This window comes from Alitiscatomonas aceti (assembly GCF_025567195.1).
Taxonomy (GTDB): domain Bacteria; phylum Bacillota; class Clostridia; order Lachnospirales; family Lachnospiraceae; genus Alitiscatomonas; species Alitiscatomonas aceti.
Genome location: NZ_JAOQJF010000055.1, coordinates 1 through 11,992 on the forward strand (window position 1 = coordinate 1; position 11,992 = coordinate 11,992).

At 47.0% G+C, this 11,992-nt stretch carries 13 protein-coding genes and 1 pseudogene; all 14 read left to right on the top strand.

Annotated elements, in window-relative coordinates:
* Window positions 1-281 precede the first annotated feature (281 nt).
* Window positions 282-422 (top strand): Maff2 family mobile element protein, encoded by a 141-nt coding sequence (locus tag OCV69_RS15890; RefSeq protein WP_033121798.1) that lies wholly within the window; start codon window positions 282-284, stop codon window positions 420-422.
* Window positions 423-684: 262 nt separating this feature from the next.
* Window positions 685-1,206 (top strand): P-loop nucleotide/nucleoside kinase family protein, encoded by a 522-nt coding sequence (locus OCV69_RS15895; protein ID WP_003505403.1) that lies wholly within the window; start codon window positions 685-687, stop codon window positions 1,204-1,206.
* Between the two features lie 361 nt (window positions 1,207-1,567).
* On the top strand, window positions 1,568-3,487 hold the full coding sequence (gene tet(32), locus OCV69_RS15900; protein ID WP_003505402.1) for a tetracycline resistance ribosomal protection protein Tet(32): 1,920 nt from the start codon (window positions 1,568-1,570) through the stop codon (window positions 3,485-3,487).
* Window positions 3,488-3,568: 81 nt separating this feature from the next.
* A complete protein-coding gene (locus OCV69_RS15905) occupies window positions 3,569-4,024 on the top strand; it encodes an XRE family transcriptional regulator (RefSeq protein WP_003505401.1) in 456 nt (151 codons plus the stop codon).
* A gap of 213 nt (window positions 4,025-4,237) precedes the next feature.
* Window positions 4,238-5,005, top strand: coding sequence for a class I SAM-dependent methyltransferase (locus OCV69_RS15910; protein ID WP_003505400.1), 768 nt, complete (start codon window positions 4,238-4,240; stop codon window positions 5,003-5,005).
* 204 nt (window positions 5,006-5,209) lie between these two features.
* Window positions 5,210-5,656, top strand: coding sequence for an RNA polymerase sigma factor (locus OCV69_RS15915; RefSeq protein WP_003505338.1), 447 nt, complete (start codon window positions 5,210-5,212; stop codon window positions 5,654-5,656).
* Complete coding sequence (locus OCV69_RS15920; RefSeq protein ID WP_003505336.1) at window positions 5,646-5,849, top strand: helix-turn-helix domain-containing protein; 204 nt, start codon at window positions 5,646-5,648, stop codon at window positions 5,847-5,849. The genes OCV69_RS15915 and OCV69_RS15920 overlap by 11 nt, the downstream gene beginning before the upstream one ends.
* 624 nt (window positions 5,850-6,473) lie before the next feature.
* Window positions 6,474-6,872, top strand: a complete 399-nt coding sequence (locus OCV69_RS15925; protein WP_002569238.1) for a plasmid mobilization protein — start codon at window positions 6,474-6,476, stop codon at window positions 6,870-6,872.
* Window positions 6,844-8,466, top strand: a complete 1,623-nt coding sequence (locus tag OCV69_RS15930; protein WP_158360260.1) for a relaxase/mobilization nuclease domain-containing protein — start codon at window positions 6,844-6,846, stop codon at window positions 8,464-8,466. Before OCV69_RS15925 ends, OCV69_RS15930 begins: the two co-directional genes overlap by 29 nt.
* 185 nt (window positions 8,467-8,651) lie before the next feature.
* Window positions 8,652-8,864 (top strand): hypothetical protein, encoded by a 213-nt coding sequence (locus tag OCV69_RS15935; RefSeq protein ID WP_039891482.1) that lies wholly within the window; start codon window positions 8,652-8,654, stop codon window positions 8,862-8,864.
* Window positions 8,854-9,603 carry a phage replisome organizer N-terminal domain-containing protein gene (locus tag OCV69_RS15940; protein WP_008394427.1) on the top strand — a complete coding sequence of 250 codons (750 nt, stop codon included), beginning with the start codon at window positions 8,854-8,856 and terminating at the stop codon, window positions 9,601-9,603. Before OCV69_RS15935 ends, OCV69_RS15940 begins: the two co-directional genes overlap by 11 nt.
* Window positions 9,600-10,454 (top strand): ATP-binding protein, encoded by an 855-nt coding sequence (locus OCV69_RS15945; protein WP_069432566.1) that lies wholly within the window; start codon window positions 9,600-9,602, stop codon window positions 10,452-10,454. The genes OCV69_RS15940 and OCV69_RS15945 overlap by 4 nt, the downstream gene beginning before the upstream one ends.
* A complete protein-coding gene (locus OCV69_RS15950) occupies window positions 10,451-10,639 on the top strand; it encodes a transposon-encoded TnpW family protein (protein ID WP_002569233.1) in 189 nt (62 codons plus the stop codon). Before OCV69_RS15945 ends, OCV69_RS15950 begins: the two co-directional genes overlap by 4 nt.
* A 111-nt stretch (window positions 10,640-10,750) precedes the next feature.
* Window positions 10,751-11,899, top strand: a pseudogene (locus OCV69_RS15955) (recombinase family protein); the annotation flags it as partial.
* Window positions 11,900-11,992: the final 93 nt, after the last annotated feature.

Below are 11,992 nucleotides of genomic sequence, written 5' to 3' on the forward strand. Positions count from 1 at the left end.
TGCCTAATCATTATACAGCTTAAACAATGAGTGGATTAAGACCCAACTGGCTGTTGGGTACTGAAATCCTACACTTATATATTAGGAGGTGGTGGTGATATATATGATTGTGAAACTGAATATGCAAAAAGCAGAATGGAACAGAAACTTGGCGTGATAACCGTCGAGGAGTTCCTTGAAAAGATTCTCGCAAACTAAGCCTTCCGTCCGGTTTTGATGCCGGTAGTACGGAGGGCTTTTTTTGTTCTCAAAACAATTTCAAATTTTAGGAGGAAAATATTATGGCATTTTTCAATAGCGCAGTAACCGTTCTTCAGACTCTCGTTATCGCTCTGGGCGCAGGTCTTGGCATCTGGGGTGCAATCAATCTGCTTGAGGGCTACGGCAACGATAACCCCGGCGCAAATGCTCATGTACGGTAAGGAAGCAAGCAACCGAAAACAAGAGATAGACCGCCAGCACTACACTATTCCGAACCAAAGACCAAAAGATAAGCATTGTGGGAAAATCTAAACTTTTGGATTTTCCTACAATGCCGACTACGGCGGAATCCCTCCCACTCCTTATATCTTTCTTTCCGTATACATTGAATTTGTATTTAGTAAATGCTATAATGTCCCTATTCAAATTATAAATGTGTTGAATTAGTTACATGTACATATTTTTTGTGCCGGAGGAAGTGAAATGAAACAAAAAATTTATCTCATTACAGGCTTAATGGCTTCTGGAAAATCTACAGTTTCCGATTTACTGGCAAAATCAATAGAAAAATGCGTCCATCTTCGTGGTGATGTGTTCCGAAAAATGATTATTTCAGGCAGAGAAAATATGTCAGCTACCCCATCAGCGGAAGCAGTCCGCCAGCTGTACCTTCGATACAAATTGACTGCTGATGCGGCAAGGTCATACTTTGACAACGGCTTTTCTGTAGTGATCCAAGATAACTACTACGGTGATGAATTAAACCGAATGATAAATTATCTGCATAAATACCCTGTTGAGGTTGTCGTTCTTTGTCCAGATGTGGAAACAATAAAAGAAAGGGAACGATACAGGGAGAAAACAGGCTATTCCGGCTTTACGGTTGAAACCTTATACGATACATTTATGCAGACAACACCACGGATCGGCTTTTGGCTGGACAATTCCAATCAAACACCACAGCAGACAGCAGAAACCATTCTGAACACCAGGAAGCCGGTATGATTGTTACATATAAGGGGAAGAAAAATTTCTTTTAAGTACTTGCTTTCCTAAAACTGATGTGATATAATAGCTTCATTCCAGAAAAGGAGTAAAAAATATGCGGCAAGGTATTCTTAAATAAAACTATAATCAAATAGTGGGAACAAAGAATTATGATAGCTCCTTTTGTGGGGGCTTGGTTTTTTGTACCCAATTTAAGAATACTTTTGCCTTATCAATTTTGACATATTCAAAAAACAGCAATCACAAATAGGTGTATGCTGTATATGTGTATGTCCGCAAATTAGAATCCCCAGTGGTAAAAGTATTTTACTGCTGGGGATTTTTATGCCCTTTGGGGCTGTAAAGGGAGGACAATCACATGAAAATAATCAATATCGGCATTCTGGCCCATGTAGACGCAGGAAAAACTACATTGACAGAAAGTCTGCTATACACCAGTGGAGCGATTGCGGAACAGGGAAACGTGGATAAAGGGACCACAAGAACAGACACTATGATTTTGGAACGGCAACGGGGAATTACCATTCAGACAGCGGTTACTTCTTTTTATTGGAATGATTATAAAATCAATATCGTGGACACTCCCGGTCATATGGATTTTTTAACCGAAGCATACCGCTCTTTATCTGTCCTTGACGGAGCTGTTTTAGTCATTTCAGCAAAAGACGGCGTACAGGCACAAACCCGTATATTATTCCATGCGCTTCAGAAAATGGACATTCCGACAATTATCTTTATAAATAAGATAGACCAAAATGGGATCGACCTGCAGTGTGTTTACCAAAGCATTAAAGATAAACTTACCAGTGATATGATTGTCATGCAGGAGGTTTCCCTGTCGCCAAAGATAACCATGACCGATATTTCTGATTTAGACAAATGGGATATGATTATTTCCGGAAGCGATGAACTATTAGAACGATATGTTGCAGAGGATTCTTTGGATATACAGGAATTACAATATGAAAAGTGCAAAAGAACCAGATGCTGCTCTTTGTTTCCTGTTTATCATGGGAGTGCAAAAGACAATTTAGGAACAGAAAAACTGATTGAAGCGATTATAGAAACTTTCATTACAGAAACGGACGATATTCAGTCTGAATTATGTGGATATGTTTTTAAGGTTGAGTATACAGAGCGGAAAAAACGGCTTTCTTATTTACGCCTGTATCATGGGACGCTCCATTTACGGGATACCCTGCTGCTGTCAAAAAAGGAAAAAATAAAGATTACAGAAATGTGTATTCCGTCAAATGGTGAAATCGTCCCGGCTGACCATGCCTGTCCGGGAGAAATTGTTATTTTAGCTGATGATACTTTGAAACTGAACGATATCCTGGGAAATGAAAAACTCCTGCCTCACAAAACACGGATTGATAATCCCATGCCATTACTTCGGACAACGGTAGAGCCGCAAAAGCCGGAGCAAAGGGAAGCCCTGTTAAATGCCCTCGCAGAGATTGCTGATACAGACCCTCTTTTGCATTTTGACATTGATACTGTTACCCATGAGATTATGTTATCTTTTTTGGGAAAAGTACAGTTAGAAGTTATTTGTTCGCTATTAGAAGAAAAATATCATGTGGGCGTGGCTATGAAAGAGCCTTCGGTTATTTATCTGGAAAGACCGCAAAAAAAAGCGAGCTGCACGATTCATATTGAAGTGCCGCCGAATCCGTTTTGGGCATCTATTGGTTTGACTGTAACACCGCTTCCTGTTGGAAGCGGAACACAATATAAAAGCGAGGTATCTCTCGGCTATTTAAACCAAAGTTTTCAAAATGCCGTCATGGAGGGTGTGCGTTATGGAATGGAGCAGGGCTTATATGGCTGGGGAGTGACAGACTGCCAAATTTGTTTTGATTATGGAGTTTATTACAGCCCGGTCAGCACCCCCGCTGATTTTCGTTTTCTTGCGCCTGTCGTGTTGGAGCAGGCATTGAAAAAAGCAGGGACACAACTGTTGGAACCATACCTTTCCTTTACCCTTTTTGCACCGCAGGAATATCTTTCACGGGCTTATAATGATGCACCAAAGTATTGCGCAATCATTGAATCAACCAGACTTGAAAAAGATGAAGTTATTTTTAAGGGTGAAATCCCTGCCCGTTGTATCGGTGAATATAGGAATGATCTGAATTTTTATACAAATGGAAGAAGTGTCTGCATTACAGAATTAAAAGGGTATCAGGAAACTTCCGGCGAGCCTGTATTTCAGCCACGCCGCCCGAACAGCCGTTTAGACAAGATCCGGCATATGTTTCAGAAGATAATGTAACGTCTTGCGCAATGCAAGCGTTCATTGCTGGCTATTGCGAAATATCATTGATAAAATCAGCATCAGAGAGGAGGAACCATTTTGAACCAGAAACAGACGGATATTACAACAGGAAAGCAAATACGTCATCTGCGAACACAATCGGGAATGACACAGGAAGAACTGGCTGGGGAATTGAATGTTACCCGGCAGGCGCTATCGAATTGGGAGAGAGATGTTAATGAACCCGATTTAAATACGTTGAAAAAAATTTGTTTTCTTTTTGGAGTCCACATGGACGATTTTGCGAAGGAGGTAATAACAAAAATGGAAACATGTGAAAAAAAAGAGAAACGACAATTTAATAAGTATGATATGGCAATTGGACTTTTTTATGGTGTCGGGATATTTCTTGGCATTGGTATTTTCTTTGTTGGCGGTTTTATGACAATGTCGGGTGCAGGGTGGGGAGCATCACTATTTGGCGGTGGCTGTTTTTCTCTTGTATTTGGCTTGATATGCCATGCAGTTATTACATTGAGAAGAAATGACAAATGATGACATATCCTGCTTTCTAGACTTTTCGGTCATATCGCGTAAAAAAGCCGCTGCTTTTGGCTTTCCAATAGCGGCGGCAAAGGGAAATATCCTTTGAATACCTTACAGAAGAAAAGTTTTGCAGCATTATAAAAATAAAAGCCTATACCATTTTGGAAAGAAAAGATACATAATAGTCAAGACGGCAACAATCAGAAGTTATGGAGGGTAACAATGGAATATAGTAAGGAAGATTTAATGGAAGCAAAAAGGCAAATTTTGGGAGTGGGAGAGAACATGGGAACAGAGGAAAGTAAAAAAATCTGGGAGAAAAACGCACAATTTTGGGATAATGCAATGGGTGACAAATCTAATGAATTTCACAGAGAGGTAGTGCGTCCCAAAGTAACGGAACTTCTATCTCCTAATCCTGCGGATTACATTTTGGATATTGCGTGTGGCAATGGAAATTATTCTTCGTATCTTGCACAAAGAGGCGCTTCGATTGTCGCTTTTGATTACAGCAAAAAAATGATAGAATTGGCTAAAAGACGGCAATCACAATATGCAAAACAAATTGAATTTTGTGTAGCGGATGCGACCAATAGAGAAAGTATATTAGAATTAAAAAGAAATCGAGCCTTTACGAAAGCAGTTTCTAATATGGCAATTATGGATATTACGGATATTGAACCACTTCTTATGGCTGTTTATGAACTGTTGGAGGAAAGCGGAATTTTTGTCTTTGCAACGCAACACCCTTGTTTTATCACGTTGACTGAAAAATATATGACACCGCACAGTTACTATGGTATAGCGATTGAAGGGCAACCGGAGGAGCAGATTTATTATCATCGTTCCATACAAGATATTTTTAACCTTTGTTTTAGAGCTGGATTTGTCATTGATGGATTTTATGAAGAATGTTTCAAAAACAACAAAGAAATTCCTATGGTAATGATAGTAAGGCTTAAAAAGGTAAAACGTGATAGCTTAAAATAAATTCAAGTTTGCCGGATAAATAGCAAACCTGGCCGAGCCAGTCAACGGTCAAGATGAACGGGCTTCGCCCGCCGTTGACAGCCCCGCCCGGTTTTGCAGTTAGGCAGTCAAGGAGCGACAGCCTAAAGTGCTGCCGCCCCTTACTATCATAAAAAGCAACTACTAACCAGCCACAGCCCTTTTGGGAGGAAAGGGGGATTTTCCATGACCTGTACAGAAGAATATCGGGAACATATCGAGTACACTTTCCATGCCTTTTGCAAAGTCGTTATCCGAAATGCAACGATCAACGCAGCGAGGACACGGAGCAGGAAGCACAAAAGAGAAATATCCCTTGAATACCTCACAGACGAAAAGCACTACCCTTTAGGCACGACAGATGAATATTTCCAAGCCCCGGAGCCGGACGAGGAATACATACTTACCCTTTGCGGCGATACGGTCATTTTCAGCAGCGGCTTACTTGCGGAAGCCCTGTCACGGCTGGACGAACGGGAGCGGGAAATGATTTACCTGTCCTTTTTCAAGCGTATTCCACAGCACGAAATTGGCAGACAGTACGGGCGCAGCCGCAGCACAGCGGGCTACCATATCCGAAAAGTCCTACGGCAGCTCCAAGCGGAAATGGAGGGAATGGCATATGAGAAATAATAGGCTTCTCCCCTATGAAACAATCGTCCAAGCCACCAGCGGGGAGCCGGAAGCGGTGGGAACTGTATTGCAGTATTACCGCCGCCGCATACAATGTGCCGCCCGTGTGAATGGACGGGTAGACCAAGATACAGAGGACTACATCACCCAGACGCTTCTCACAGCTATTTTCAAGTTCCGCTTTGGGAGATAGCCCTACCGCCTACAACTGAATAACCGCCGCTTCGCCGGCAACCAGAAAGCAGTAAATCTATTCAACAGATTTGCTGCTTTTTTTCGTTCCTGTTTGGCATTTTTGAAAATCCCCAGTATGAAAAAACAAAAGGGAAAATTGCCGCCGCAGTTGGCAAAATCCCTTACTTATCCGTGGAGGGTATCAAAGAAAAAAATACTGCCATTGTCCGCCTTTTTCGGCTTGCGTGGTGTTGTAGGGAATAAGGGGAAATTCTAAAAATCTCCGTCCATTTTGCTTTGCGTGGTGTTGTAGGTAGTGAAAGGAAAATTTTCAAGATATGCCGGAATAGCGGGTAGCAAAGCCCTTTTGAAACGTCTTGTTAGCGGAAAGTACGGAAGCCGGGGAACGCCGGAGTTTTTCAGAGCAAGATTCTACCGCAGTACCAAAATTCGCTTATCGCTCATTTTGCCCCTGCGGGAATCTTGTTGGGGAGTGCCTTCCCCAAACCCTGCTTATGCGGCTTACGCCGCTGGAAAATCCCTCAAAATAATTTTTCGGATTTTTCAAAAACAGTTCCGCTTTACACCCTGTTTTTCTCCTATTAGTGAGAGGACACCACGCACAGCCGAAGGAGGTTTTACCATGCGAAAACGATATAACACGCCGCACCGCAGCCGGGTAGTCAAGACACGCATGACCGAGGAAGAATACGCCGAGTTTGCGGAAAGGCTTTCTGCTTACAACATGAGCCAAGCCGAGTTTATCCGGCAAGCCATAACCGGGGCAGCCATACGCCCCATCATAACCGTTTCCCCCGTCAATGACGAGTTGCTTGCCGCTGTCGGGAAGCTGACCGCCGAATACGGCAGGATCGGCGGCAACTTAAACCAGATAGCCCGGACGCTGAACGAGTGGCACAGCCCCTACCCGCAGCTTGCCGGGGAGGTACGGGCGGCGGTTTCCGACCTTGCTGCCCTAAAGTTTGAAGTCTTGCAGAAAGTGGGTGACGCTGTTGGCAACATTCAAACATATCAGCTCTAAAAATGCGGACTATGGCGCAGCGGAAGCCTATCTCACATTTGAGCATGACGAGTTTACCATGAAGCCCACCCTTGATGAAAACGGGCGGCTGATACCGAGGGAGGATTACCGCATTTCTTCCCTCAACTGTGGGGGCGAGGATTTCGCTGTTGCCTGTATGCGGGCTAATCTCCGCTATGAGAAAAACCAAAAACGGGAAGATGTGAAAAGCCACCACTATATCATCAGCTTTGACCCACGGGACGGGACAGACAACGGCTTGACCGTAGACCGGGCGCAGGAGCTGGGCGAGCAGTTCTGTAAAGAGCATTTCCCCGGACACCAAGCCTTAGTCTGCACCCACCCGGACGGGCATAACCACAGCGGCAATATCCATGTGCATATCGTCATCAACTCCCTGCGGATTTATGAAGTCCCGCTTCTGCCCTACATGGACAGACCAGCCGACACACGGGAGGGCTGCAAGCACCGCTGCACCAACGCCGCTATGGAATATTTCAAGAGTGAAGTCATGGAGATGTGCCACCGGGAGGGGCTTTACCAAATCGACCTCCTAAGCGGCAGCAAGGAACGGATAACCGAACGGGAATACTGGGCGGCAAAGAAAGGACAGCTTGCCCTTGATAAAGAGAACGCTGTCAGAGAAGCCGCAGGACAGCCGACCAAGCCCACCAAGTTTGAAACGGACAAGGCGAAGCTGCGCCGGACGATACGGCAGGCACTTTCCCAAGCTGGCAGCTTTGACGAGTTTTCTTCCCTTTTGCTGCGGGAGGGTGTGACCGTCAAGGAGAGCCGGGGGCGGCTTTCCTACCTCACGCCGGACAGGACGAAGCCTATCACAGCCCGGAAGCTGGGGGACGATTTTGACAAGGCTGCTGTCCTTGCCCTGCTTACGCAGAACGCCAACAGAGCCGCCGAACAGACCAAAGCCATACCCGAATACCCTGCCGCAGCTAAAAAGCCGTCACAAGGGGAAAAAACCGCAAAAACCACCCCGGCAGACAACACCTTGCAGCGCATGGTTGACCGGGAAGCCAAACGAGCCGAGGGCAAAGGCGTGGGCTATGACCGTTGGGCGGCAAAGCACAACCTAAAGCAGATGGCGGCTACCGTTACCGCCTATCAGCAGTACGGCTTTTCTTCCCCGGAGGAACTGGACGAAGCCTGTTCTGCCGCCTATGCCGCCATGCAGGAAAGCCTTGCAGAGCTGAAGCAGGTGGAAAAGACGCTGAACGGGAAAAAGGAGCTGCAACGACAGGTGCTTGCCTATTCCAAGACCCGCCCTGTCCGGGACGGGCTGAAACAGCAGAAAAACGCCAAAGCAAAAGCAGCCTACCGTCAGAAGTACGAAAGCGACTTTATCATAGCAGACGCAGCCGCCCGCTATTTCAGGGAGAACGGCATTTCCAAGCTGCCGAGCTATAAAGCCCTGCAAGCAGAGATTGAAACCCTTATCCAAGAGAAAAACAGCGGCTACAACGATTACCGGGCAAAACGGGAGGAATACCGCCGCTTACAGACTGTCAAGGGCAATATCGACCAGATTTTACACCGGGAGCGCAAGCCTGTGAAAAGGCAGGAACAGGAACGATAAAAACCGCCCCAAAATGTACCCGAACCTATACAGAACAAGGGGGCTGCCCCGTACCCTATCCGCAAATACCAAAGGATTTTTTGACGGGCTTATAGGGCAGAAAAACCCCGAAAATGATACCGAGATGATACAGAATTACCGCCGATACCGTCACACCAGCGGAAACGGCAGAAAGGAGCGCACCCATGCCAAGAATGAGCAAGAAACGGCGGCTGGAATGGTCTTTTTTCCTGCGGCAAGTGAAAGTCGGGAATTCCACCTGCGACCGTATCACATACAATGACCTCTGCCGGGGCTGTACCCATAGCTGCAAGCAGAGCTTCCGGGCGATTATCATACTCTGCCCCCACTACTACTCCAAACGCCGGAAAAAGGAGGACAGGGACAATGGCAGATAACCGCAAATATTACTACCTCAAGCTGAAAGAGAACTTTTTTGACAGCGACTCCATTGTGCTGCTGGAAGATATGAAAGACGGGATTTTATACTCCAATATCCTCTTGAAGCTGTACTTAAAATCGCTGAAAAACGGCGGGAAATTGCAGCTTGACGAGCATATCCCCTACACAGCGCAGATGATAGCGACACTGACCCGCCACCAGATAGGAACGGTTGAGAGGGCTTTGGAGATTTTCCGGCAGTTGGGGCTTGTGGAGCAGCTTGACAGCGGGGCTTTCTATATGACCGACATTGAGTTGATGATAGGACAGTCCTCTACCGAAGCCGAGCGAAAACGGGCTGCAAGGCTGGAAAACAAGGCACTTTTACCGCCCCGGACAAAAGGCGGACATTTGTCCGACATTCGTCCACCAGAGAAAGAGATAGAGTTAGAGAAAGAGATAGAGATAGAAAAAGAGAGAGAGGGAGAAACGGGACACCCCGCCCCCGCCGCTTATGGCAGATACAACAATGTGATACTGACCGATACAGAGCTTTCCGGGCTGAAAACAGAGCTGCCCGACAAGTGGGAGTATTATATTGACCGGCTTTCCTGCCATATCGCTTCCACTGGGAAGCAGTACCACAGCCATGCAGCCACCATTTACAAGTGGGCGCAGGAAGACGCTGCCAAAGGCAAGGCTGCCCCGAAACAGGGCATACCCGATTATTCATGCAAGGAGGGCGAGAGCTTATGAAAAACGAGATTGAAGCTATGATTACGGACATTACAGCCACTACCGCCGAAGCGGAGGACTACACAGGCGAGGACGGGCTTTTATACTGCGGCAAGTGCCATACGCCCAAAGAAGCCTACTTTGCAGAGGGAAAGACCTGTTTCGAGCGTGACCGCCACCCAACAGACTGCGACTGCCAGCGAGCAGCCCGTGAAAAGCAGCAAGCCGCCGAAAGCCGACAGAAGCACCTTGAAAAAGTGGAGGACTTGAAACGCCGGGGCTTTACCGACCCTGCTATGCGGAACTGGACATTTGAGCATGACAACGGCAGAAACCCACAGACCGAAACCGCCCGCTTTTATGTGGAGAGCTGGGAAACCATGCAGGCTGAAAATATCGGCTACCTGTTTTGGGGCGGCGTGGGGACAGGAAAAAGCTACCTTGCCGCCTGTATCGCCAACGCCCTTATGGAGAAAGAGGTTGCCGTCTGTATGACAAACTTTGCAACCATACTCAATGACCTTGCTGCCAGCTTTGATGGCAGGAACGAATATATTTCCCGCCTTTGCAGCTACCCCCTGCTGATACTTGATGATTTTGGTATGGAGCGAGGAACAGAATACGGGCTGGAACAGGTTTACAGCGTGATTGACAGCCGTTACCGAAGCGACAAGCCGCTGATCGCCACGACCAACCTCACGCTGGAGGAATTGCAGCACCCGCAGGACACGCCCCACGCCCGTATCTATGACAGGCTGACTTCCATGTGCGCCCCCGTCCGCTTCACGGGCAGCAACTTCCGAAAGGAAACCGCACAGGAAAAGCTGGAACGCTTAAAGCAACTGATGAAGCAGCGAAAGGAGAGCCTATGACAGAAACGAAACAGACAAGCACCACCAAAACAGACCGCCGCCCGGACTGTGTGACGGAAATCCGCATGGGCAACTCCGTCCTTACCGTTTCCGGCTTCTTCAAGCAGGGCGCAACCGATACCGCAGCCGACAAGATGATGAAAGTGCTGGAAGCGGAAGCTGCTACACAAAAAACGGCGATTTGACCGACCATAAAGAAGCAGATTTGACGCTTTTGCCGCTATACAGACCGCCGCCCCATGTGGTACAATCAAGGTACGGAATAGTGGGGCTGGCTGTCGGAAACGGAGGATTTTATGTTAAGACAGACCAACCAACAACCAATTACCGCCCTTTACCCAAGACTTTCCCATGAGGACGAGCTGCAAGGCGAGAGCAATTCCATTTCCAACCAGAAGCGTATTCTTGAAACCTATGCAAAGCAGAACGGCTTTTCCAATCTGCGCTGGTACACGGACGACGGTTATTCTGGTGCGAACTTTCAAAGACCCGGTTTTCAAGCCATGCTTGCGGACATTGAAGCCGGAAAAGTCGGGACAGTTATCGTAAAGGATATGTCGAGGTTAGGGCGAAACTACCTGCAAGTGGGAATGTACACGGAAATGATTTTCCCACAGAAAGGTGTCCGCTTTATCGCTATCAATGACGGAGTGGACAGCGCACAAGGCGACAATGACTTTGCCCCGCTGCGGAATATCTTTAACGAATGGCTGGTGAGAGATACGAGCAAGAAAATCAAAGCAGTAAAACGCTCAAAAGGCATGAGTGGCAAGCCCATCACAAGCAAGCCTGTGTATGGCTACCTCATGGACGAGGACGAAAATTTCATTATTGACGAGGAAGCTGCACCCGTAGTCAAGCAGATATACAACCTCTGCCTTGCCGGGAACGGTCCGACTAAGATAGCCCGTATGCTCACAGAGCAGCAAATCCCCACGCCGGGGACGCTGGAATACCGTAGGACGGGCAGCACCCGCCGCTACCACCCCGGCTATGAGTGCAAGTGGGCGACCAATACCGTTGTGCATATCCTTGAAAACCGGGAATACACAGGCTGTCTGGTAAATTTCAAGACAGAAAAGCCCTCTTACAAAGTCAAGCACAGCGTAGAAAATCCCCCGGAGAAGCAAGTGATTTTCGAGAACCACCACGAGCCTATCATAGACACCCAGACATGGGAACGGGTGCAGGAACTTCGCAAGCAGCGCAAACGCCCCAACCGCTATGATGAAGTGGGCTTGTTCTCCGGCATACTGTTCTGTGCGGACTGCGGCAGCGTCATGTACCAGCAGCGATACCAGACGGACAAGCGCAAGCAGGACTGTTATATCTGCGGCAACTACAAGAAACGCACCCATGACTGTACGACGCACTTTATCCGCACCGACCTCTTGACCGCTGGTGTACTCTCCAATCTGCGGAAAGTGACAAGCTATGCGGCAAAGTGATATTGTCAATATTGGTTGACACATTTATCTCAAAGATATCACTGCCTATGCAGCCTGTTCCAGAGATTGGTAGTATCTCTGTCGCTTAAT